Source organism: Streptomyces sp. NPDC005803, from assembly GCF_040630435.1.
Taxonomy (GTDB): Bacteria; Actinomycetota; Actinomycetes; order Streptomycetales; family Streptomycetaceae; genus Streptomyces.
Map to the genome: position 1 here is coordinate 71,937 of NZ_JBEXXO010000030.1, position 22,340 is coordinate 94,276.

General features: G+C 71.4%; 23 protein-coding genes. 14 read left to right on the plus strand and 9 right to left on the minus strand.

Annotated elements, in window-relative coordinates; translation table 11 throughout:
- Positions 1 to 124 precede the first annotated feature (124 nt).
- Genes ABZ454_RS32470 through ABZ454_RS32480 form a run of 3 tightly spaced genes read left to right on the plus strand, consistent with a single transcriptional unit; the run spans position 125 to position 2,769 of the window.
- The gene (locus ABZ454_RS32470; protein WP_356322520.1) at positions 125 to 1,018 is read left to right on the plus strand and encodes a sterol desaturase family protein; all 894 of its coding nucleotides are present in this window, start codon (positions 125 to 127) and stop codon (positions 1,016 to 1,018) included.
- Positions 1,015 to 1,704: a lysoplasmalogenase gene (locus tag ABZ454_RS32475; protein WP_356322519.1), complete on the plus strand. Its 690-nt coding sequence runs from the start codon at positions 1,015 to 1,017 to the stop codon at positions 1,702 to 1,704. The genes ABZ454_RS32470 and ABZ454_RS32475 overlap by 4 nt, the downstream gene beginning before the upstream one ends.
- A 21-nt stretch (positions 1,705 to 1,725) precedes the next feature.
- On the plus strand, positions 1,726 to 2,769 hold the full coding sequence (locus tag ABZ454_RS32480; RefSeq protein WP_356322518.1) for a zinc-dependent alcohol dehydrogenase family protein: 1,044 nt from the start codon (positions 1,726 to 1,728) through the stop codon (positions 2,767 to 2,769).
- Here ABZ454_RS32480 and ABZ454_RS32485 read toward each other — a convergent pair.
- Both ABZ454_RS32485 and ABZ454_RS32490 read right to left on the minus strand, forming a co-directional pair.
- Positions 2,759 to 4,177: a CoA transferase gene (locus ABZ454_RS32485; protein WP_359543163.1), complete on the minus strand. Its 1,419-nt coding sequence runs from the start codon at positions 4,175 to 4,177 to the stop codon at positions 2,759 to 2,761. The genes ABZ454_RS32480 and ABZ454_RS32485 overlap by 11 nt on opposite strands.
- Positions 4,178 to 4,286: 109 nt before the next feature.
- On the minus strand, positions 4,287 to 5,822 hold the full coding sequence (locus ABZ454_RS32490) for a S8 family serine peptidase (RefSeq protein ID WP_359543164.1): 1,536 nt from the start codon (positions 5,820 to 5,822) through the stop codon (positions 4,287 to 4,289).
- A 291-nt stretch (positions 5,823 to 6,113) separates the two neighbouring features.
- Here ABZ454_RS32490 and ABZ454_RS32495 point away from each other — a divergent pair, with 291 nt between their 5' ends.
- The 3 genes from ABZ454_RS32495 (at position 6,114) to moaA (ending at position 9,292) form a co-directional block, all read left to right on the plus strand.
- Positions 6,114 to 6,479, plus strand: a complete 366-nt coding sequence (locus ABZ454_RS32495) for a DUF485 domain-containing protein (protein WP_356322515.1) — start codon at positions 6,114 to 6,116, stop codon at positions 6,477 to 6,479.
- Complete coding sequence (locus tag ABZ454_RS32500; protein ID WP_356322514.1) at positions 6,476 to 8,116, plus strand: cation acetate symporter; 1,641 nt, start codon at positions 6,476 to 6,478, stop codon at positions 8,114 to 8,116. The genes ABZ454_RS32495 and ABZ454_RS32500 overlap by 4 nt, the downstream gene beginning before the upstream one ends.
- A 186-nt stretch (positions 8,117 to 8,302) precedes the next feature.
- Positions 8,303 to 9,292, plus strand: coding sequence for a GTP 3',8-cyclase MoaA (gene moaA / locus ABZ454_RS32505; protein WP_356322513.1), 990 nt, complete (start codon positions 8,303 to 8,305; stop codon positions 9,290 to 9,292).
- A gap of 75 nt (positions 9,293 to 9,367) precedes the next feature.
- Here moaA and ABZ454_RS32510 read toward each other — a convergent pair whose 3' ends face one another.
- Positions 9,368 to 9,625 carry a hypothetical protein gene (locus ABZ454_RS32510; RefSeq protein WP_359543166.1) on the minus strand — a complete coding sequence of 86 codons (258 nt, stop codon included), beginning with the start codon at positions 9,623 to 9,625 and terminating at the stop codon, positions 9,368 to 9,370.
- Between the two features lie 219 nt (positions 9,626 to 9,844).
- Entirely contained in the window at positions 9,845 to 10,222 is a 378-nt protein-coding gene (locus ABZ454_RS32515) for a DUF3099 domain-containing protein (RefSeq protein WP_356322511.1), read from the minus strand.
- Between the two features lie 238 nt (positions 10,223 to 10,460).
- Here ABZ454_RS32515 and ABZ454_RS32520 point away from each other — a divergent pair, with 238 nt between their 5' ends.
- Complete coding sequence (locus tag ABZ454_RS32520) at positions 10,461 to 10,736, plus strand: GlsB/YeaQ/YmgE family stress response membrane protein (protein WP_359543167.1); 276 nt, start codon at positions 10,461 to 10,463, stop codon at positions 10,734 to 10,736.
- A 110-nt stretch (positions 10,737 to 10,846) separates the two neighbouring features.
- On the opposite strand, the gene tyrS is transcribed toward ABZ454_RS32520, so the two are convergent.
- Genes tyrS through ABZ454_RS32535 form a run of 3 tightly spaced genes read right to left on the minus strand, consistent with a single transcriptional unit; the run spans position 10,847 to position 15,088 of the window.
- Positions 10,847 to 12,115, minus strand: coding sequence for a tyrosine--tRNA ligase (tyrS, locus tag ABZ454_RS32525; RefSeq protein ID WP_356322509.1), 1,269 nt, complete (start codon positions 12,113 to 12,115; stop codon positions 10,847 to 10,849).
- Positions 12,116 to 12,173: 58 nt separating this feature from the next.
- Positions 12,174 to 13,568, minus strand: a complete 1,395-nt coding sequence (locus ABZ454_RS32530; RefSeq protein ID WP_356322508.1) for a metallopeptidase TldD-related protein — start codon at positions 13,566 to 13,568, stop codon at positions 12,174 to 12,176.
- The gene (locus tag ABZ454_RS32535; protein WP_359543169.1) at positions 13,565 to 15,088 is read right to left on the minus strand and encodes a TldD/PmbA family protein; all 1,524 of its coding nucleotides are present in this window, start codon (positions 15,086 to 15,088) and stop codon (positions 13,565 to 13,567) included. The genes ABZ454_RS32530 and ABZ454_RS32535 overlap by 4 nt, the downstream gene beginning before the upstream one ends.
- Before the next feature lie 378 nt (positions 15,089 to 15,466).
- On the opposite strand from ABZ454_RS32535, the gene fabG reads away from it, so the two are divergent.
- The 3 genes from fabG (at position 15,467) to ABZ454_RS32550 (ending at position 17,533) form a co-directional block, all read left to right on the plus strand.
- Entirely contained in the window at positions 15,467 to 16,186 is a 720-nt protein-coding gene (fabG, locus tag ABZ454_RS32540) for a 3-oxoacyl-[acyl-carrier-protein] reductase (RefSeq protein WP_356322506.1), read from the plus strand.
- A 5-nt stretch (positions 16,187 to 16,191) separates the two neighbouring features.
- Positions 16,192 to 16,959: an enoyl-ACP reductase FabI gene (gene fabI / locus ABZ454_RS32545; protein WP_356322505.1), complete on the plus strand. Its 768-nt coding sequence runs from the start codon at positions 16,192 to 16,194 to the stop codon at positions 16,957 to 16,959.
- Positions 16,960 to 17,146: 187 nt separating this feature from the next.
- Positions 17,147 to 17,533 (plus strand): hypothetical protein, encoded by a 387-nt coding sequence (locus ABZ454_RS32550; protein ID WP_356325882.1) that lies wholly within the window; start codon positions 17,147 to 17,149, stop codon positions 17,531 to 17,533.
- 32 nt (positions 17,534 to 17,565) lie between these two features.
- On the opposite strand, the gene ABZ454_RS32555 is transcribed toward ABZ454_RS32550, so the two are convergent.
- Complete coding sequence (locus ABZ454_RS32555) at positions 17,566 to 18,240, minus strand: FCD domain-containing protein (RefSeq protein ID WP_356325880.1); 675 nt, start codon at positions 18,238 to 18,240, stop codon at positions 17,566 to 17,568.
- Positions 18,241 to 18,356: 116 nt separating this feature from the next.
- Between ABZ454_RS32555 and ABZ454_RS32560 the strand changes: the two genes are divergently transcribed.
- From ABZ454_RS32560 to ABZ454_RS32575, 4 genes are all read left to right on the plus strand, one after another.
- The gene (locus tag ABZ454_RS32560; RefSeq protein WP_359543171.1) at positions 18,357 to 19,649 is read left to right on the plus strand and encodes an MFS transporter; all 1,293 of its coding nucleotides are present in this window, start codon (positions 18,357 to 18,359) and stop codon (positions 19,647 to 19,649) included.
- 26 nt (positions 19,650 to 19,675) lie between these two features.
- On the plus strand, positions 19,676 to 19,786 hold the full coding sequence (locus ABZ454_RS32565; protein WP_326740547.1) for an SGM_5486 family transporter-associated protein: 111 nt from the start codon (positions 19,676 to 19,678) through the stop codon (positions 19,784 to 19,786).
- Positions 19,787 to 19,934: 148 nt separating this feature from the next.
- Entirely contained in the window at positions 19,935 to 20,141 is a 207-nt protein-coding gene (locus ABZ454_RS32570; RefSeq protein ID WP_359543172.1) for a hypothetical protein, read from the plus strand.
- Between the two features lie 73 nt (positions 20,142 to 20,214).
- Complete coding sequence (locus ABZ454_RS32575; protein WP_359543173.1) at positions 20,215 to 20,733, plus strand: histidine phosphatase family protein; 519 nt, start codon at positions 20,215 to 20,217, stop codon at positions 20,731 to 20,733.
- An 83-nt stretch (positions 20,734 to 20,816) separates the two neighbouring features.
- Here the strand turns inward: ABZ454_RS32575 and serB are convergent, their stop codons facing one another.
- Positions 20,817 to 22,073 carry a phosphoserine phosphatase SerB gene (gene serB, locus ABZ454_RS32580; RefSeq protein ID WP_356325871.1) on the minus strand — a complete coding sequence of 419 codons (1,257 nt, stop codon included), beginning with the start codon at positions 22,071 to 22,073 and terminating at the stop codon, positions 20,817 to 20,819.
- Positions 22,074 to 22,340 lie beyond the last annotated feature (267 nt).

Consider the following 22,340-nt stretch of genomic DNA (forward strand, 5'->3'; position numbering starts at 1 on the left):
TGGTGGAAGGATCGTACGACGGCCGCCCTGTCGGAAGGTGCCAAAGACTGCTGACAGCACGTCTCGCATACTTGTTGGTAACAACGTCTAGTCCGGGGCGGACCCGCCGCCCTACGGTGCAGGCATGCCGACGAACCTGCCCGATGTAGTGCTCTGGTCCATACCGGCCTTCGTCCTGCTCACCGTCCTGGAGATGGCGCTCCACCACTTCCACCCCGACGAGGACGCCGCCGGCTACGAGGCGAAGGACGCCGCCACCAGCATCACCATGGGGCTGGGCAGCCTGGCCTTCGACCTGCTGTGGAAAGTGCCCATCGTCGCGATCTACACCGCGGTGTACGAGCTGACCCCGCTCCGCGTCCCCCTCCTGTGGTGGACCGTCCCGCTGATGCTGCTGGGCCAGGACTTCTTCTACTACTGGTCCCACCGCGGCCACCACGTCATCCGGATCCTCTGGGCCTGCCACGTGGTCCACCACTCCAGCCGGAAGTTCAACCTCTCCACCGCGCTGCGCCAGCCCTGGACCTCGCTGACCGTCTGGCCGTTCTACCTCCCGCTGATCGCCTGCGGCGTCCACCCGGCGGCGCTGGCCTTCTGCTCGTCGGCCAACCTCGTCTACCAGTTCTGGGTGCACACCGAGCGGATCGGCACACTGCCCCGGCCCTTCGAGTACGTGCTGAACACCCCCTCCCACCACCGGGTGCACCACGCCTCCCAGGGCGGCTACCTCGACCGGAACTTCGGCGGCATCCTGATCGTGTGGGACCGGTGGTTCGGCTCCTTCACCGCGGAGACGGAACGGCCCGTGTACGGGCTCACGAAGAACATCGACACGTTCAACCCCCTGCGGGTCGCCACCCACGAGTACGCCGCCATCGCCCGCGACGTCCGCGCGGCGGGCAGCTGGAGCGAACGGGCCGGGCGGGTCTTCCGCGGGCCCGGCTGGCAGCCGGCCGGGGCCACGGCGGGCCAGGGCAAGGCCGCCACCGCGGCCCCCGCCCGGGAGCGCACCGGATGAGCGCCGGCCCGCTGCCCGGCCGGCCAGAGCGCCTCGTACGCCCGCTGCTCGTCGCGTTCCTGGTCGCCTGCGCCGCCGACCTCGCCGCGGTCCTCACCGACACCGGCCCCCTCCACCTCGTCGCCAAGCCGCTGCTGATGCCGCTGCTCGCCGCGTACGCCGCCGCCCGGCGCGGGCCCCGGCTGCTCATCGCCGCCCTGCTCTGCGGGTGGGCCGGGGACGTGTTCCTGCTGGCCGACGCCGACCTCGCCTTCCTCGTCGGGATGGGCGGCTTCGCCGCGGGGCACGTCTGCTACCTGGTGCTCTTCGGCCGGACCCGCGGCGCCCTGCTGCCCGGCATCGGGTACGCGGTGGTCCTGACCGTCTTCGTCGTCCTGATCTGGGACGGCCTTCCCGCCGGGCTGCGGGTCCCGATGGCCGGCTACAGCCTGCTGCTGACGTCCATGGCCTACCGGTCGGGCGTCCTCGGCCGGTACGCGGCCACCGGAGGCGCGCTCTTCCTGCTCTCCGACGCGCTGATCGCCACCGGCGTCGCCGACTGGCCGCAGCCGCCCGCGTCCGGCTTCTGGGTCATGCTCACCTACGTGGCGGCGCAGTTCCTGCTGACCCTGGGCGTGCTCGCGCCGAGGGCGAAGGGGGCCGGTGCGGTGTTCGGGGCGTACCGTGAGCGGAGTATCAGCATCTGAGACCAGCAAGGACCCCCACGCATGCGCGCCACCGTCATCCACGCCGCCCACGACATCCGCGTGCAGGAGGTCCCGGACCCGGTGATCCAGCAGCCCACCGATGTGGTGCTGCGGGTCCTGCGGGCCTGTATCTGCGGCAGCGACCTGTGGGCCTACCGCGGTGAGTCCGCCCGGCAGCCCGGCCAGCGCATCGGCCACGAGTTCCTGGGGATCGTCGAGGAGGCGGGCTCCGACGTCAACGGCTTCACCGTCGGCGACCTCGTCGTCGCCCCCTTCGTCTGGTCCGACGGCACCTGCGCCTACTGCGCCGAGGGCCTGACCACCTCGTGCCCGCAGGGCGGCTTCTGGGGCTCGGTCGGCTCCGACGGCGGGCAGGGCGAGGCCGTACGCGTCCCGTTCGCCGACGGCACCCTGGTCAAGCTGCCCGCCGCCGCGGCCTCCGACGACCGCCTGCTCACCGCGCTCCTGGCCCTCTCCGACGTCCTCGGCACCGGCCACCACGCCGCCGTCGGCGCCGGAGTCAGGCCCGGCTCCACGGTCGCCGTCGTCGGTGACGGAGCCGTGGGCCTGTGCGGCGTCATGGCCGCCAAGCGGCTCGGCGCCGAGCGGATCATCGCGCTCGGCCGCCACCGGGCCCGCACCGACATCGCCCGCGACTTCGGGGCGACCGACATCGTCGCCGAGCGCGGCGACGCGGCCGTCGCGGCCGTACGGGAACTGCTCGGTGGCGAGGGAGCCCAGGCGGTCATCGAGGCCGTCGGCACCGAGCAGTCGATGCGCACGGCCGTCGGGATCACCAGGGACGGCGGCTCGATCGGCTACGTCGGCGTGCCGCACGGCAGCGGCACCGGACTGGACCTCGGCGTGATGTTCGACCGGAACATCGCCCTGCGCGGCGGCGTCGCCCCGGTCCGCACGTACATCCCGGAACTGCTCCCCGACGTCCTGTCCGGCACCATCGACCCCTCGCCCGTCTTCGACCTGGCCATCGGCCTCGACGAGGTGCCGGCCGGCTACAAGGCGATGGACGAGCGCACGGCGCTGAAGGTCCTCATCAAGCCGTGAGCCACGCGGCCGCGTCCGCCCCCAGCGGTCCGGGCGGACGCGACCAGCCGGCGGGCGCTCCGTCGAAGGCCACCGGCGGCAGCGCGTGGCGCAGGCGCCCCAGCGGGCTGTCGGTCTCGGTGAGCCACTTCCGCGGGTCGTGGTCATCCTGCGCCGCGGGGCCCGGCGGGGCGGTGATCTCGTCGGTCAGCCAGGCCGCGGTGCGGGCGAGCGAGAGGGTGGCCAGCCGGGAGCCGCCCTCGTCGTGCTGCTCGGTCAGCGCCCGCAGCACGGCCGCTGCCAGCAGATAGCCGGTGCCGTGGTCCAGCGCCTGGGCGGGCAGCGCGCCCGGCGCGCCGTCCCGCTCTCCCGGCTCCCCCTCGGTCACGGCGATGCCGGTGGCGACCTGTACCAGGCTGTCGAAGCCGCGCCGCAGGGCCCACGGGCCGTGCCCCCAGGCCGACAGCCTGCCGATCACCAGGCCCGGCCTGCGCGATGCCAGGGACTCCGGCGTCAGCCCGAGCCCTTCCAGCGCACCGGGCCGGTACCCGGTGACGACCACGTCCGCCCCGGCCAGCAGCTCGTCGAAGACGGCGCGGCCCGCATCGCTCGCCAGGTCGATGCTCACCGACCGTTTCCCGAACCCCGTGTCGCTGTGCGCGTCCTGGCTCTCCGGGAGTTGCGGGGCGTCGACGCGCAGCACGTCCGCGCCGAGCAGCGCGAGCGTGCGGGTGGCGACCGGCCCCGCGATGACCCGGGTGAGGTCCAGGACGCGCAGCCCGGCAGCGGGCCGCAGCGGCGGGCCGGCGAGCGCGGCCGTCCGTCGCACCGGGGCGGCGCCGATCCGTTCCCGCTCCACCAGGGGCACGCCGGACAGGGCGAGACGGCGCGGGTCGGCGGCCCATTCCCCAGGGGTCCTCGCGGCGACGGCCAGCCCGCCCGCGGCGTACACCGCCTGCTCGATCTCGGCCGCCCGGCGCTCCGCGAAGGACGCGGCCACGGCACGCACGGCCAGGTCGTCGGCCGTCTCGGGGGGCAGGGCCAGGGTGCCCAGCAACCGGGCCCGGTGGTGAGGGTAGTTGGCGTGCGTACGGACCCAGCCGTCGGCCGTGCGCCAGAACCGGGACAGCGGGGCGAACGTGGTCGGCGCGCGGCCGTCGACGAGCAGATGGCGCTCGCTCACGAACGCGGTCGCCACCGCGCCGTCGTCGACCAGGACCCGCGGCACGGGGCCGCCGGTGCGGCGGGCCGCGAGCTCGGCGGCGGCCAGGGAACAGACCGCCACCGCGGCGCGCGCCAGCTCACGAACGGGCAGCCGGGAGGGCAGCAGGCCGGCCGGTCCCGAGGTTTCGATACGGCCGATCAGCGCGGGGTCGCCACCGAGGGCGGACCAGGCCTGCTCGGTGGCGGAGGCGGGGGCAGACGTCATCCCCGCACTATGGCACTGAGTGCCACGTGAGGGGTAGGGCCCGGGGCCGCACGCGCTTCGGCCGGTGCGGGGGGGGGGTGCGTGCCGCGCCCCCCGCACCGGCCGTCCGCTACCAGCGCACCGCGTCCAGCGCGTCCACCACTCCGGCTCCGTAGAAGCCGTTGCGGTTCTTGCCGCCCTCGCAGACCGCGTCGACCGTGCCGTCGCCGTTGATGTCGTACGGGTCACCGCACGCGGTGGCGTCGGCCTCCAGCGTCAGCAGGGCCTTGACCGCGGCAGCCGACGCGTGCGGGTGCTTCGACTTGATCAGGGCCACGACCCCCGCGACATGCGGGGAGGCCATCGAGGTGCCGGCCTTGTAGCCGTACTTGCCGCCCGGCAGCGTGGAGAGGATCAGACCGCTCGTCGCGGGCGGTGCGGGCGTCTGGTAGACCGTCGAGTCGCCGCCCGGAGCGGCCACGTCGATGACACCGTTCCCGTAGTTCGAGTACGAGGCCTTCAGCCCCTTCGCACCCGTCGCCGAGACCGTCACCACGCCCGGCAGCATCGTCGGGATGTCGAGGCACTGCCTCGGGTCGACGGTCCGGGTGACCGGCGTGGTGTCGTTCGGGCTGGTCGAGTCCTCGATCGTGTCGGCCGCCAGGTCCTCGGCCGAGTTGCCGGCCGCGGCGACGTTGACCGTGCCCTTGCTCTCGGCGTACCGCGTGGCCCGGGCGACCGCCTCGACCAGAGCGCCCTGGTCGGGGTCGTTCTTGCAGTTGTACATCCACGGGTCGGTGTAATAGCTGTTGTTGGTGACGTCCGCGCCGTGCTCGGCCGCCCACATGAAGCCGCAGACCACGGCCTCGGTGTAGAAGAAGCCGTTCGGGTTGCCGACCTTGATCCCGGAGACCTTCACGCCCGGCGCGACCCCCGTCACCCCGATGCCGTTCTTCGCGGCGGCTATCGTGCCCGCGACGTGCGTGCCGTGGTCGCTCTCACCGGCCGCCGGACGCCAGGCCCCCTCCGTGGTGTCCGGGGCCCCGGACACACAGTTCGCCGAGCCGGAGCGGTCGAAGTTCGCAGCGAGGTCCGGGTGGGTGTCGTCGACGCCCGTGTCGATGACCGCGACCGTGACCTTCGAGCTGCCCAGCGACTTCTCGTGCGCCTTGTCCGCCTTGATGGCGGGCAGGTCCCACTGCAACGGCTCCAGCGGATCCTGGGCCGCCGTCGCCTGCGCCGCGGCCGTACGCCCCTGCTCCGCCGTCAGGGGCTGATCGACGCCGATGTCCTTGGTCGCCTGCGGGACGATCGGGTTGGTACGGGTGGCGCCCGCCGAGTCGACCCCCTTGGCGCGGCGTATCGCCTGCGCGAACTCCGGGTTCTGCGAGTGGGCGACGATGACCCCTATCCGGTCGTAAGCGATCACCACCGTGCCGCCGGCCCGCTCGATCGCCTTGCGCACCTGCTTGACGGTGCCGGGACCGCCGTGCGTGTTGACCACGTACGACAGCTTCGGACCGTCCGTCGCGACCGCCGCCGGGGGCACGTCCCGCACCGGAGCGGCGGAGGCGGTGCCCGTCGGCAGGAAGCCGAGCGATGCGGTGAGGGCCAACCCGACGGGCAGCGTCAGTGCGCGCGTGCGTCCGGATCCCAGATGAGCCATGGGGTCTCCACTTCATCCGTGCCAGTGGACCGGACACGAAGTGTGCCCAGTCGCGTACATGACGAGTGAAGCTACCGCTGATCATCCCGGCTCATCAATGAGTTCGGGAGAACCGATCCGGGCCGGAGCGCCCGAAGGGGTGACGCACAGGAGGCGGAAACCGAGATGAACCGCTTCGCCGCGCGCCGCGTGCCGTTGTCAGGGGAGGCGTACCCCGACTCCCCGATAACGAGGTCCTCAGTGAAATCCACCGTCCCCACCACCACCGCACCCGCGTCGCGAGGAGATTCCGTGGCTACCGATGCACCGCCGCCCGAGGGCAGTACGGAGACCGGCCCCGCCCAGCCCACGACCGAGGCGTTCCTCGCGGAGCAGGCGAGCCAGGAATTCGGCGAACTCCGCCGCTCCTACCGCTCGTTCGCCTTCCCGCTGACCATCGCCTTCGTCCTCTGGTACCTGCTGTACGTGCTGCTCTCCAACTACGCCGGCGGCTTCATGGGCACCAAGGTGTACAGCAACTTCAACGTGGCCTTCGTCTTCGGCCTGGCCCAGTTCCTCACCACCTTCCTCATCGCCTGGTTCTACTCGCGGCACGCCAACGCCAAGCTCGACCCGAAGGCCGAAGCCATCAAGTCCCGTATGGAGGCCGACGCATGAGCGCCGCGTACCACTCCCACACCGCCGTGACGCTCGCCGCCTCGTCCACCAGCGAGCACCGGCCGCTGATCATCTCGCTCTTCGCGGTCTTCGTCGCCGCGACCCTCGGCATCACCGTCTGGGCCGGCCGCCAGACCAAGAGCGCCTCCGACTTCTACGCGGGCGGCCGCCAGTTCACCGCGTTCCAGAACGGCCTCGCGGTCTCCGGTGACTACATGTCCGCCGCGTCGTTCCTCGGCATCGCCGGAGCCATCGCCCTCTTCGGCTACGACGGCTTCCTCTACTCGATCGGCTTCCTCGTCGCCTGGCTGGTGGCGCTCCTCCTGGTGGCCGAACCGCTGCGCAACTCAGGCCGCTATACCATGGGCGACGTCCTCGCCTACCGGATGCGCCAGCGCCCGGTCCGCACCGCCGCGGGCGTTTCCACCATCGTCGTCTCGATCTTCTACCTGCTCGCGCAGATGGCGGGCGCGGGAGTTCTGGTCTCGCTGCTCCTCGGGATCACCAGTGACGCGGGAAAGATCCTCATCGTTGCGCTGGTCGGCGTATTGATGATCGTGTACGTCACCATCGGCGGCATGAAGGGCACCACCTGGGTGCAGATGGTCAAGGCCGTGCTCCTCATCGCCGGCGCCATCCTGATGACCCTCATGGTGCTGTGGAAGTTCGACTTCAACGTCTCCGACCTGCTGGGCACCGCCGCCGAGAAGAGCGGTCACGGCGCCTCGTTCCTGGAGCCCGGCCTGAAGTACGGGGCCACCGGCACCTCGAAGCTGGACTTCCTCTCGCTGGGCATCGCCCTGGTGCTGGGCACCGCCGGCCTGCCGCACATCCTGATCCGCTTCTACACGGTGCCGACCGCCAAGGCCGCCCGTAAGTCGGTCAACTGGGCCATCGGCATCATCGGCGCCTTCTACCTGATGACGATCGCGCTCGGATTCGGCGCCGCGGCCCTCATCGGGCCCGAGGAGATCAAGGCGAAGAACCCCGCGGGCAACGCGGCGGCCCCCCAGCTCGCCGAGTACCTCGGCGGGGTCGGCAGCACCGGCGGCGCCGTCATGCTCGCCGTGATCTCCGCCGTCGCCTTCGCCACCATCCTCGCCGTCGTCGCGGGACTCACCCTCGCCTCCTCGTCCTCCTTCGCCCACGACATCTACGCCAACGTCATCCGCAAGGGAAAGGCCACCGAGAAGGAGGAGATGAAGGCCGCCCGCTGGGCCACCGTCTTCATCGGCGCCGTCGCGATCCTCCTGGGCGCCTTCGCCCGCGACATGAACGTCGCCGGCCTGGTGGCGCTCGCCTTCGCCGTCGCCGCCTCGGCCAACCTGCCGACGCTCCTCTACAGCCTCTTCTGGAAGCGGTTCACCACCCAGGGCGCGCTGTGGTCGATCTACGGCGGTCTCGCCTCCTCGGTGCTCCTGGTGCTGTTCTCGCCGGTCGTGTCCGGAAACGCGAAGACCTCGATGTTCAAGGGCGTCGACTTCGCCTGGTTCCCGCTGGAGAACCCGGGCCTGATCTCCATTCCGCTGGGCTTCCTGCTCGGCTGGATCGGCTCCCTCCTGTCGAAGGAGGAGCCGGACAAGGGCAAGTACGCCGAACTGGAGGTCAAGTCCCTCACCGGCATCGGAGCCCACTGAGAGCAAGAGTTCACACGGGAAGCGGGTTCCCGTGTGCCCCGCACGCCCGGCCGCGTCGTAGAGTCCTACGACGCGGCCGCGCCGCTCCTCGTGCCAAACGGGCCCCTCCGTTGTCACAGGTCTCGCGTAGTCTCGGAAGAGTCAGATTCCGCAACCGGGAAGTCGCCGGGGGAGGGGGCCCACCACATGCTCATCGACACCTACGACCGGGTCGCCACCGACCTGCGTGTCTCTCTGACCGACCGCTGCAATCTGCGCTGCACCTACTGCATGCCCGAAGAGGGCCTCCAGTGGCTGGCGAAGCCCGACCTGCTGAGCGACGACGAGATCGTCCGGCTCGTCAGCATCGCCGTCACGCAGCTCGGCGTCACCGAGGTCCGCTTCACCGGCGGGGAGCCTCTGCTGCGCCCCGGACTCGTCTCCATCGTCCAGCGGTGCGCGGCCCTGGCGCCCCGCCCGAAGATGTCGCTCACGACCAACGGCATCGGGCTGAAGCGGACCGCCACCGCGCTGAAGGCCGCGGGCCTCGACCGGGTCAACGTCTCCCTGGACACCCTGCGCCCCGAGGTGTTCAAGACCCTCACCCGCCGCGACCGCCACCACGACGTCCTGGCCGGACTCGAGGCCGCGCGCGACGCAGGCCTCACCCCCGTCAAGGTGAACACCGTCCTGATGCCGGGGCTCAACGACGACGAGGCGCCCGACCTGCTCGCCTGGGCCGTGGACAACGGCTACGAGCTCCGCTTCATCGAGCAGATGCCGCTCGACGCCCAGCACGGCTGGAAGCGCGACGGCATGATCACGGCAGGCGACATCCTCCAGTCGCTGCGCACCCGCTTCGACCTCACCGCCGAGGACGACGGCGAGCGAGGCTCCGCCCCCGCCGAGCGCTGGCTGGTGGACGGCGGACCCCACCGGGTCGGCGTCATCGCCTCGGTCACCCGGCCGTTCTGCCGGGCCTGCGACCGCACCAGGCTCACCGCCGACGGACAGGTGCGCACCTGCCTGTTCGCCCGTGAGGAGACCGACCTGCGCGGCGCACTGCGCTCCGAGGCTCCGGACGAGGAGATCGCCCGGCTCTGGAAGCTCGCCATGTGGGGAAAGAAGGCCGGATCCGGCCTCGACGACCCGTCGTTCCTCCAGCCCGACCGCCCGATGTCGGCGATCGGCGGCTGAAAAGGGCGGTCCGGCAGCAGTACCGCCCGCCCGAAGGAGGACGGACGGGGACTGCCCCATCCGGTCAGGGGACGGCTACGCGGGCGGCGACTGCGGCGACTCCCACTCGGCCAGCGTCACCACGTCCTTCAGGAAGCCCCGGACCCCCAGGAACGAGGCGAGGTGCTCCCGGTGCTCGTCACAGGCCAGCCACGTCTTGCGGCGCTCCGGAGTGTGCAGCTTCGGGTTGTTCCAGGCGAGCACCCACACGGCATCGGCGCGGCAGCCCTTGGCCGAGCAGACGGGGGCGGTGGCAGCACCCGGGGAGGCGGAATCGGATTCGGGGGAGTTCACGTACTCAACCCTAGAGCCTGATCAGCGGGGCGGGCCCTGCGGCATCCCCGCCGGAGAAATGGCGACGCCGAGCAGCCACGGGGGGAGCTGCCCGGCGTCGGTCCGTCGCTCCGACGGGGGATGCGGAGCGCTCATGAAGTATGTCACGCAGACCGGGGTGCGGTGCACTGGAACTTCATGATTGATCTGAGCTTTTCTTGAGCTTCGGCCTGCTCCGGCTCAGCCGTGCTCCTGCGGGTCCGGGCTCCGGAAGGCGTGTCCGGTTTCCGGAGCGGACTCCGCCGGAGCGGCCATCGGCGCGGCGCCCAGAGCGAGCCGCGTCGGGGCGGGCACGAAGGTGGAAGGAAGGGCAGGACTGTTCTCCCGGCCCGCGTTGGCGATGACGACCGCGACATAGGGGAGCAGCACCCCCAACGCGAGCGCCACGATCGCCACATGGCGCTCCACGTTCCACAGGGCCGCCGCGGCGACCACCGAAACCGTGCGCACGGACATCGAGATCACATAGCGCCGCTGTCTGCCGCGCACATCCTCCGCGAGGCCCTGCCGCGCCCCCGTGATCCGGAAGACCTCCGCACCGCTCTGCTTCCCCAACACGTCTCCACCAACCTTCCCCGAGCTCCGACGAACTGGGGGAGACTCCGTTCCTGCGCCGGACGCCTCCCGGACCGGACCCGTCCACGGTACGCCCGGCGCCCCCCTGGCCGGAGACCGGGGCGCGCCGCATGCGTACACTTCCGCCCTCTGCGCACATACGGACCTGTCCGACATGCGGCGTAGCCGCACAGCGCTGAGACTGGGCCGTGCGCGACACCGCGTCGCACGAGGAGACGACATGAGCTGGTTGTGGGCAATCATCGTGGGCCTGGTGCTCGGTCTGATCGCGAAGGCGATCCTGCCGGGGAAGCAGGAGATCCCCCTGTGGCTGACGGTCATTTTCGGCATGATCGGCAGCATCCTCGGCAATGCTGTCGCCACCTGGATCGGTGTCAACGACACCAAGGGCATCGGCTGGACACGTCATGTGCTCCAGCTGATCGGAGCCGTGGTGGTGGTCGGTGTCGGCGACATGCTCTGGGCCTCGATCCGGGGCACCAGGCAGAAGACCTGAGCCCCGGGCCACCGAACGGCCGCGGCCGGACACGCGTCACGCGTGTCCGGCCGCAGTGGTGTCGTGGCGACGCGTCACGCTCCTCGCGGAGGCGCCGGACGCCTTGAGGCTCAGCCGGCCGCGACCTCGATCGCCGCCAGGTTCTTCTTGCCCCGGCGCAGCACCAGCCAGCGCCCGTGCAGCAACTCCTCGCGGGCCGGTGCCGCCTCGCCGTCGACGGCCTTCACGTTGTTCACGTAGGCGCCGCCCTCCTTGACCGTGCGCCGGGCGCCCGACTTGCTCGGCGCCAGACCGACCTCGACCAGCAGGTCGACGAGGGGGCCGAGCTCGGTGACCCGCGCGTGCGGCACCTCGGAGAGCGCCGCGCTCAGCGTCGCCTCGTCCAGCTCGCCGAGCTCGCCCTGACCGAACAGCGCCTTCGACGCGGCGATGACCGCGGCGCACTGGTCCGCGCCGTGCACCAGCGTCGTCAGCTCCTCGGCCAGCGCGCGCTGCGCCGCCCTCGCCTGGGGCCGCTCCTCGGTGACCTTCTCCAGCTCCTCCAGTTCGGCGGGGCTCAGGAAGCTGAGGATGCGCATGTAGCGCGAGATGTCGCGGTCGTCCACGTTCAGCCAGAACTGGTAGAACGCGTACGGCGTGGTCATCTCCGGGTCCAGCCAGACGGCGCCGCTCTCGGACTTGCCGAACTTGGTGCCGTCCGCCTTCGTCATCAGCGGGGTCGCCAGCGCGTGGACCTCGGCGCCCGGCTCCAGCCGGTGGATCAGGTCGAGACCCGCGGTGAGGTTGCCCCACTGGTCGCTGCCGCCCTGCTGGAGGGTGCAGCCGTGGCGCCGGTACAGCTCCAGGAAGTCCATGCTCTGGAGCAGCTGGTAGCTGAACTCGGTGTAGCTGATGCCCTCGTCGGACTCCAGCCGCCGGGCGATGGACTCCTTGGTGAGCATCTTGTTGACCCGGAAGTGCTTGCCGATGTCCCGCAGGAACTCGATCGCGGACATGCCCGCGGTCCAGTCCAGGTTGTTCACCATGACCGCCGCGTTCTCGCCCTCGAAGGACAGGAACGGCTCGATCTGGGACCGCAGCCGTGCCACCCAGGCGGCGATCGTCTCCGGGTCGTTCAGCGTGCGCTCGGCGGTCGGCCGGGGGTCACCGATCTGGCCGGTGGCCCCGCCCACCAGGGCGAGCGGCCGCAGACCGGCCTGCTGGAGCCGGCGCATGGTGAGCACCTGGACCAGATGACCGACGTGCAGGCTCGCCGCGGTGGGGTCGTAACCGCAATAGAACGTGACGGGACCGTCCGCGAGAGCCTTGCGCAGTGCGTCCTCATCGGTGGACTGGGCGAACAGCCCGCGCCACTTCAGCTCGTCGACGATGTCCGTCACGGTTCCGGTGCTCCTTGTGAGATAGGGGGCAGTGGTTGCCACGCTCAGTCTAGGTGGGTCATACGCCCCGGCTCACCGAGCTCATGTTGAAGTCCGGGACGCGCAGCGCGGGCATCGCGGCCCGGGTGAACCAGTCGCCCCACTCCCGCGGCAGCGTCTTCTCGGTGCGCCCCGCCTCGGTGGCCCGCGACAGCAGGTCCACGGGTGACTCGTTGAAGCGGAAGTTGTTCACCTCGCCGACCACCTCGCCGCCCTCCACGAGGTACACCCCGTCGCGGGTCAGCCCGGTCAGCAGCAGCGTCGCCGGGTCGACCTCGCGGATGTACCACATGCAGGTCAGCAGCAGACCCCGGCCGGTGGTCGCCGCCACCATGTCGTCCAGGGACCGCTCACCACCGCCCTCCAGCAGGAGGTTGTCGATGGCGGGGGCGAGCGGCAGCCCGGTCAGCCCCGCCGTGTGCCGGGTCGTCGTCAGCTGCTCGAGCCGGCCGTCCCTGATCCAGTCGGTCCGGGTCAGCGGCAGTCCGTTGTCGAAGACCGAACCGCCGTCCCCCGAGGAGTGGGCGATGACGAACGGCGCCGATTCCAGACCCGGCGCGTACGGGTCGCTGCTCAGCGTCAGCGGCAGCCCGGACAGCGTCTCGCCGAGCCGGGTCCCCCCGCCCGGCTTGGAGAACACCGTCCGGCCCTCGGCGGCGTCCCGGGCGGTCGCCGACCACAGCTGGTAGATCAGCAGGTCGGCGACGGCGGTCGGCGGCAGCAGCGTCTCGTACCGTCCGGCGGGCAGCTCGATCCGGCGCTCCGCCCAGCCCAGCCGCTGGGCCAGCTCGGCGTCCATCCCGGCCGGGTCGACGTCCTTGAAGTCACGCGTCGAGCGCCCCGCCCACGCCGAGCGCGACCGGTCGGGCGACTTGGCGTTCAGCTCCAGCGTTCCGTTCGGCTGGTCATGGCGCAGCCGCAGTCCGGTCGACGTGCCCAGGTAGGTCGACGTCATCTCGTGGTTCGCGAAGCCGTACAGCTCGCGGCCGCCGGAGCGGGCCCGGGCGAAGGCGTCGCCGAGCGCGGGGGCGAAGGCCGCGAAGACGTCCGAGCCCGTCTCCGCGGGCGCGTCCGTGAAGTCGGGCGACTCCGGCACCCCGGTGACCAGCGGCTGGGCGTCCTCGGCCGGACCGGCCCCCCGGGCGGCCGCCTCGGCGGCCCGCACCAGCGGCTCCAGATCGGCCGCGGTGACGGCGGACCGTGACACCACACCGGAGGCCGCCCCCTCGGCCCCGTCGACGGTGGCGATGACGGTCAGGGTGCGGCCCCGGGTGACCCCGTTCGTGGTGAGCGCGTTGCCCGCCCAGCGCAGATTGGCCGACGACTCCTCGTCGGCGATGACCACACAGCCGTCGGCGGTGGACAGTTCGAGCGCGCGCTCGACGATCTCGTGCGGCTTGCTGACGCGGCTCATCGTCCGGCCTCCTGCGTCGTGTTGAGGATGTTCACGCCTCGGAAGAGGGCGGAGGGGCAGCCGTGCGAAACGGCCGCGACCTGGCCCGGCTGGGCCTTGCCGCAGTTGAAGGCGCCGCCCAGGACGTACGTCTGCGGGCCGCCCACCTTCTCCATCGAGCCCCAGAAGTCCGTGGTCGTCGCCTGGTAGGCGACATCGCGCAGCTGCCCGGCGAGCCTGCCGTTCTCGATCCGGAAGAACCGCTGCCCGGTGAACTGGAAGTTGTACCGCTGCATGTCGATGGACCAGGACCGGTCGCCGACCACGTAGATCCCGCGCTCCACCCCGCCGATCAGGTCCTCCGTGGAGAGCCCGCCCGGGTCCGGCCGGAGCGACACGTTGGCCATGCGCTGCACGGGGACGTGGCCGGGGGAGTCCGCGTAGGCGCAGCCGTTGGACCGGCCGAGGCCCGTCAGCTTCGCGATCCTGCGGTCCGTCTGGTAGCCCACCAGCGTGCCGTCCTTGACCAGGTCCCAGGACTGCGCCTCGACACCCTCGTCGTCGTACCCGATCGTCGCGAGCCCGTGCTCGGCGGTGCGGTCGCCCGTCACGTTCATCACGGGCGAGCCGTACGCGAGCTTGCCCAGCTGGTCGAAGGTGGCGAACGACGTCCCCGCGTACGCCGCCTCGTACCCCAGCGCCCGGTCCAGCTCGGTGGCGTGGCCGATCGACTCGTGGATCGTCAGCCACAGGTTGGACGGGTCGACGACCAGGTCGTACGTCCCCGCCTCGACGTTCGGTGCCCGCATCTTCTCGGCCAGCAGCCCCGGGATCCGCTCCAGCTCCGCGTCCCAGTCCCAGCCGGTCCCCGTCAGGTACTCCCAGCCGCGCCCCACCGGCGGGGCGATCGTGCGCATGGAGTCGAACTCACCGGTCGTCGCGTCCACGGCGACCGCGGTGAACTGCGGATGCAGCCGCACCCGCTGCTGGGTGGTGACCGTCCCCGCCGTGTCGGCGTAGAACTTGTTCTCGTGAACGGTCATCAGGGAGGCGTCCACATGCGCCACGCCCGGGGCCGCCAGCAGCCGGCCGCTCCACTCGGCGAGCAGCCCCGCCTTCTCCTCGGCCGGTACGTCGAAGGGATCGACGTCGTACGCCGAGACCCAGCTCCGCTCCCCGTGCACCGGCTCGTCGGCGAGCTCGACCCTCTCGTCCGAGCCCGCCGCCGCGATCACCTTCGCCGACAGCTTCGCCATGGCGACGGCCTGCGACGCCACCTTCGCCGCGGCGTCCATCGTCAGGTCCACGCCGGAGGCGAACCCCCACGCCCCGCCGTGCACCACCCGCACCGCGTACCCCAGGTCGGTGGTGTCCGACGACCCGGCGGGCCGGGCGTCCCGCAGTCGCCAGGTGGCGCTGCGCACCCGCTCGAAGCGGAAGTCGGCGTGCACGGCGCCGAGCGCCCGCGCGCGGGCGAGCGCCGCGTCGGCGAGGGCCCGCAGCGGGAGGGCCAGGAACGACTGATCTACCTCATGGGCCACGAAGGGCTCCCCTTCTTCTCTCTTGGTACCTCGGAGTGAACCATGCAACGGAACGCCTCCGGTCGGCTACACGTTTCCCGGGCCCCGTCGCCGTTCGACGACGCGGGGGTGACGCGCCCTGACGGGGCGCCACGGGCCGCGGCCCGTGGCGGGACCGGTCCTCGGGGGCCGCGGGAGCGCCGGCGATCTGCGGGTGGTCACGGTGAACGGTGCCGGGGAGACGGCCGCCACCGCCGTCCCCGGCCGGGCGCTTTCCGGCAGTGCTTGTGGAAACCCGACAGTCGCGGCCCGGCCGCGCTGTCAGGGGCCGATTCCTCGCGGAGCACCTGGTACCGATAGGTTTTCGATGTACCAGACCGCTAGGGAAAGGGTGATCCGTTGAGCCGCTCGGTTCTCGTCACCGGAGGAAACCGGGGCATCGGCCTCGCCATCGCCCGCGCTTTCGCCGACAACGGCGACAAGGTCGCGGTCACCTACCGTTCCGGCGAGCCGCCCGTGGCGCTCACCGAGGCGGGGGTTCTCGCGGTCCGTTGCGACATCACCGACGCCGAGCAGGTGGAGCAGGCCTACAAGGAGATCGAGGAGAAGCACGGCAACGTGGAGGTACTGGTCGCCAACGCCGGTATCACCAAGGACCAGTTGCTGATGCGGATGTCCGAGGACGACTTCACGTCCGTGGTCGAGACCAACCTCACCGGCACCTTCCGGGTCGTCAAGCGCGCCAACCGCGGCATGCTGCGCGCCAAGAAGGGCCGCGTCGTCCTCATCTCCTCCGTCGTCGGTCTCCTCGGCTCGGCCGGACAGGCCAACTACGCCGCGTCCAAGGCCGGTCTGGTCGGCTTCGCCCGTTCGCTGGCCCGTGAGCTCGGCTCGCGGAACATCACCTTCAACGTCGTCGCGCCCGGCTTCGTCGACACCGACATGACGCAGGTGCTCACCGAGGAGCAGCGCAAGGGCATCGTGTCCCAGGTGCCGCTCGGCCGCTACGCGCAGCCCGAGGAGATCGCCGCCGCGGTGCGCTTCCTCGCCTCCGACGACGCGTCGTACATCACTGGAGCCGTCATCCCCGTTGACGGCGGATTGGGCATGGGTCACTGATCACCATGAGCGGAATTCTCGACGGCAAGCGCATCCTCATCACCGGGGTGCTGATGGAGTCGTCCATCGCGTTCCACGCCGCCAAGGTGGCCCAGGAGCAGGGCGCGGAGGTCATTCTGACCGCCTTCCCGCGGCCCACGCTGACGGAGCGCATCGCCAAGAAGCTGCCTAAGCCGGCCAAGGTCATCGAGCTGGACGTGACCAACGCCGAGCACCTGGACCGGCTCGCCGGACTGGTGCGGGACGAACTCGGTTCGCTCGACGGTGTCGTCCACTCCATCGGCTTCGCGCCGCAGGACGCGCTCGGCGGCAACTTCCTCAACACGCCGTTCGAGTCGGTCGCCACGGCGATGCACGTCTCGGCGTTCTCGCTGAAGTCGCTCGCCATGGCGTGCAAGCCGCTGATGAGTGAGGGCGGCTCGATCGTCGGGCTCACCTTCGACGCCCAGTACGCCTGGCCGCAGTACGACTGGATGGGTCCGGCGAAGGCGGCCCTGGAGGCCACCTCCCGCTACCTCGCCCGTGACCTGGGCAAGGACGGCATCCGCTGCAACCTGATCTCGGCCGGACCGATCGGCTCCATGGCCGCCAAGTCCATCCCCGGCTTCGGTGAGCTCGCCGACGTGTGGAACACCCGCGCGCCGCTGGCGTGGGACATGAAGGACCCGGAGCCGGCCGGCCGTGGCATCGTCGCGCTGCTCTCGGACTTCTTCCCGCGGACGACGGGCGAGATCATCCACGTCGACAGTGGCGTGCACATGATGGGTGCCTGACACCCCTCTGCGTTCCGGCCGCGCACCGCCTCCCCGGAGGCGGTGCGCGGCCGTTTGCGCCGCCCTGGCGAGGTCCCCCGGCGCTCAGGTCGAAAAGCTGGCCGATCCACCGCAGAATGTGGAGGAACCGGACTTCTGGTCGGGCCCGGCCCGATCGGAACGCAAGGCCCTAGGGGAGGAGATCGCTGTGCGCGGCACACGTCACCGAACCCGTTCCCTGCTCGTGGCCTCCGCCGTCGTCGCCGGGCTGCTCGTGCCCGTGGGCCTGTACGCGGCGGGTCACGTCACAGCCGCCGGCGGGGCCGCCCCCGGCGCGGCCGGTCCCGGCCCTTCCGGCGCCGAATGCCGTACGTCGGTGAAGGGCTCCCGGGTCGTCGCCTACTGCCACAACCCGTATCCCTCCACGGACCGCGTCCAGCTGCACACCGAGTGCGCCCGCTGGTGGGACATCGACGCGGACTCCAAGCCGGTCGACGTCCGGCCTGGGCGCACCGTACGGATGGACGACCGCTGCTGGAAAGAGGTCCGCGCCGTGTGGATCACCCACGGCCATGAGGCGTCCAAGGCGTCCTGACTTGATCTTTAACTTCGAGGTCAAAGATCAAGTCAGACCCGGTCCACCAGACAGCTCAGCGCATGGCTCGCGGCCTCGGCCGCCGCCGTCTCCGCGTCGCCCGCCCGGATCGCCTCGACCAGCCGGCCGTGGTCCATGAGGTCCTGCGGCCCCAGATCATGGCCGACGTCGTCCCGCAGGTAGTCCTTCAGCAGATCGCCCAGGTCGGCGTAGAGGCCGGTCAGCACCTCGTTGTGCGAGGCGGCGACCACGGCCAGGTGCAGCGTCGCGTCCGCCGCCACGAACGCCTCGGCGTCCCCCGCCGCCCAGGTCTCCTCCCGGCGCCGCATGAGCGCGTCCAGTTGCCTCAGGTCCCGCTCGGTGCGCCGGGCGGCGGCCAGGCGCGCCGCCGACGACTCCAGCGTCGAGCGCAGCTCGGCCACATGGCGCGGATCGGCGGACGCGAACCGGCGGTGCATCACCCCGGCGAGCTCGCTGACGGCCACCACATACGTGCCCGAGCCCTGCCGGATGTCGAGCAGCCCGTTGTGCGCGAGCGCGCGCACGGCCTCGCGGACGGTGTTACGGGCCACCCCCAGCTGCTCGACCAGTTCGGGCTCGGTGGGGATGCGCGAACCCACGGGCCACTCGCCCGACGTGATCTGGTTCCTCAGCTGGGCAATCACCTGGTCGGCGAGTGCCGAACGCCGCGGGGACGTCAGCGCCATGGTGCTCCTTGCTCGGGTGTGCGGCGGGCGGCGGGCCGCCCCGCCGTCTCGCGGAGGTATCCGAATCTTCTCAGAGGATTGGACAGGCAATCATCCCATGATTCTATGATGGCGCCATGCATGACGACGAAAGCCCTTCCCGGACCCCGGCCCGGACGCTGGACCCCGCGGCCCCGGCGGTTCCCCGCACCGAGGTCCCCGCACGGGGGACCGGCCCCGCCCCCTGGGTCTTCCGCCTGGTCGCCGTCGGGCTCGTCCTCACCGCGCTCAACCTCCGGCCCGCCATCACCAGCCTGGGCGCCCTCCTGGAAGAGGTGCGCGACGGGCTGCACATGAGCGGCAGCGTCGCCGGGGTGCTCACCTCCGTACCGCCGCTCTGCTTCGCGGTCTTCGGAGTCATGGCACCGCGCCTCGCCCGCCGCTTCGGCCCCGGCGCGGTCGTCTGCGCGGGCATGGCCGCCATCACCGCGGGACTGGTGATCAGGCCCCTCGTCGGCGGCACGGCCGGATTCCTCGCCGCGAGCGCGCTCGCCCTGATGGGCATCGCCGTCAGCAACGTCCTGATGCCGGTGATCGTCAAGCGCTGGTTTCCGGACCGCGTCGGCTCCATGACCGGCCTCTACTCCATGGCCCTGGCCCTCGGTACCTCACTGGCGGCGGCCGTGACCGTGCCCATGACCGAGGCGATGGGCGGCAGTTGGAAGGCCGGTCTCGGCGTGTGGGCCGGCCTCGCCGCCGCCGCGATCCTGCCCTGGATCCCGCTGGTACGGGAGCGCGGCGGCGCCGCCGGGCACCCCGCGGCCCACCGGGGCCAGGCCGACGCCCCCGACCTCCGGATCACCCGCAGCCGCACCGCCTGGGCGCTGGCCTGCTTCTTCGGCCTCCAGGCCACCGCCGCCTACATCACCATGGGCTGGATGCCCCAGATCTTCCGCGACGCCGGGGTCTCGGCCGGCACGGCGGGCGTCCTGCTCGCCCTCACCATGGCCATGGGCGTGCCGCTCGCCTTCGTCATCCCGAGGGTCGCCGCCCGCATGAAGCACCAGGGGGCGATCGTCGTCTGCCTCGGCGCCTGCGGCCTCATCGGCTACGCGGGCCTCTACCTCGCCCCCTCCGGCGGGGCATGGGCCTGGGCGACGCTCCTGGGGATCTCGAACTGCGCCTTCCCCCTCGCGCTCACCATGATCGGCATGCGCTCCCGCAGCGGCGCCGGAGTGGTCAGGCTGTCCGCGTTCGCCCAGTCCACCGGCTATCTCATCTCGATCCCCGGCCCCCTCCTGGTCGGCGTGCTCTACCAGCACAGCGGCGGCTGGGGACTGCCGATCGCGCTCATGGCGGCCCTGATGGTGCCGCAGGTGGTGGCGGGCGTCCTGGCCGGACGGGACCGGACGATCGAGGACGAATGCTGAGATGCGAGACTGGAGCCATGTCTCCTGTGCTCGATCCGAATCCCCAGAACGGTCAGAAGAAGCTGCTCCTCGTCTTCGGGACGATGCTGCTGATCACGGTCGTCGTCGGCATCATCGCCTCCATCGCCTCCCCGTGAGGCACGGCTCCCGGCGGGATGGTGGGGCTGGCCCCACCATCCCCTAGGGGGCCAGGGTCAGGGTGAAGTGGGTGGGTCACCGGATGGGAGCGGCGTCCGCTGAACCGTAGGTTCTGAGGACCGGAACCCAGCACCCACGGAGGCGGACATGCCGGCCCGTACGCACACCCGCACCACCCGCCCGGCCACCGCCGGTGTCGAGGTCCGGCTGCCGTGGTGGGCCGTCGCGCTGCCCGCCGTGGCCTTCGGCGCGCTCCTCCTGCTGATCGCCGGACCGGGCCAGGCGCACGCCGCCACGGGCGACCCCGTCGTCGGCCGGTTGCTGGAGCGAATCGTGGACCTGCTGACCCGCTGACCTCCGGCGCCCGGCGCGGGGAGCCCTCCAACACCCTGCGCCAGGTGGCACGTTTCATGCGAAGCTGAGATGTATGAGCGTCGATACACCTCGCAGGGTCGTCCTTCTCAGGCACGCAAAGGCGGAATGGTCGCAGGACTCCGACCATGAGCGGCCGCTCGCGGAACGGGGCCGCAAGGACGCCCCCGTGGCGGGCCGCAAACTCGCCGACTCCGGGATCGTCTTCGACCTGGCCCTCTGTTCGACCGCGGCCAGGACGCGCGAGACGTGGAAGCTGGCCGTCCACGAGATGCCGGAGCGCCCCAGGACCGTGTACGAGGAGAGGCTCTACGAGGCCTCGCTCGGGGAGCTGATCGCGCTGATCGACGAGACCTCCGACGACGTCCGCAATCTGCTGGTGATCGGCCACAACCCTGGCATGCACGCCGTCGCCGACGCCCTGGCGGGCTCGGCGGAGGGTGACGCCCTGGCGCGGATGACCAGCGGCGGCTTCCCGACCGCCGCGTTCGCCGTGGTCGAGTTCTCCGGGGCCTGGAAGGACGCGGAGCACGGCGTCGGCAAGCTCGTCGAGTACTGGACTCCGAACGACTGACCCCACCGGCCTTGCACGGGGCCCGGCTGCGCGACGCCTCGGCGTGCGCACCCGGGCCCCGTGCACGTGCCGGGCCCGCGCCGCTATTCGACGAGGCCGTCGGCGGCCTCGACCTCCTCGCGGGTGATGCCGAGCAGATAGAGCACGGTGTCCAGGAACGGCACGTTCACCGCGGTGTGCGCGGCCTCGCGGACCACCGGCTTGGCGTTGAAGGCGACCCCGAGCCCCGCCGTGTTCAGCATGTCCAGGTCGTTCGCCCCGTCACCGATCGCCACCGTCTGTGCCAGCGGCACGCCGGCCTCCGCGGCGAAGCTGCGCAGCAGCCGGGCCTTGCCCGCCCGGTCGACGATGTCCCCGGTCACCCGCCCGGTGAGCTTCCCGTCGACGACTTCCAGGGTGTTGGCAGAGGCGAAGTCGAGCCCGAGCCGCTCCTTGAGGTCGTCCGTCACCTGTGTGAACCCGCCCGAGACGACGCCCACTTGGTAGCCGAGCCGCTTCAGCGTACGGATCAGGGTGCGGGCGCCCGGCGTCAGCCGTACGTCGGCGCGCACCTTCTCCACCACGGACACGTCGAGCCCCGCCAGCAGCGCCACCCGCGCGTGCAGCGACTGCTCGAAGTCGAGCTCGCCGCGCATCGCCTGCTCGGTCACCGCGGCGACCTCGGCCTCGCAGCCGGCGTGCGCCGCGAAGAGCTCGATGACCTCGTCCTGGATGAGCGTCGAGTCGACGTCCATCACGACGAGCCGCTGCGCCCGGCGGCTCAGCCCGGCCGAGACGACCGCCACATCGACGCCGATCCCGGCGGACTCGGTGGCCAGCGCGGTGCGCAGCGTCTCGGTCCGGGTGCCGGACACCGCGAACTCCACCGCGGTGACCGGGTACTTCGCCAGCCGGAAGATCCGGTCGATGTTGCCGCCGGTCGAGGTGATGGTGGCCGCTATGGCGGCGGTCGACTCCGCGGTCAGGGGGTGCCCGAGCACCGTCACATGCGAACGGCCGTCACCGCGCGGGCGGTTGTCGCCCGTACCGGAGATGATCTCGGCCTGCAGCTTCAGCGACTCCGCCCAGCTGTGCACGGTGGCCCGCAGGTCGCCCTCGGTGGTCCCGCCCGCGGTCGGGGCGGTGACCAGTGCGCACAGGACGATGCGGCCACGGGTGACGACCTGCTCGATGTCGACGACGTCGACCGAGTAGGCGGCGAGGGTGTCGAAGAGCCCGGCGGTGATCCCGGGCTGGTCCTTCCCGAAGATCTTCACGAGAAGGGTCGGCGTGTCCGCGTCCCGACGTGACTCAGGAGGCTCAGGAGACAGGGGAGGCTGAGGGGGCTGAGATGCGCTCATGGTGCTCCCACCGTATCGGTCCGCGGTACGCCTCCGATGGCCCGTCCCGAGGACCGGACAGCCGACCGAATGTCCGTGATGCTGTTATATGTACCATCTGTCGCCGTCGGGGGTGGTTACGGCGTTGGGGGGTGGTGCGGCCCGGGGCGTTCGCAACGGTGCGGTCTCGGTTCGGTCAACCTCCCGCCCGGCTTTCGCATCCGGGACTGCTCCTGGAATAGTTCCCCACGATGTTCAGCATCCCTAGACTCCCTGCAACGGGGGTAA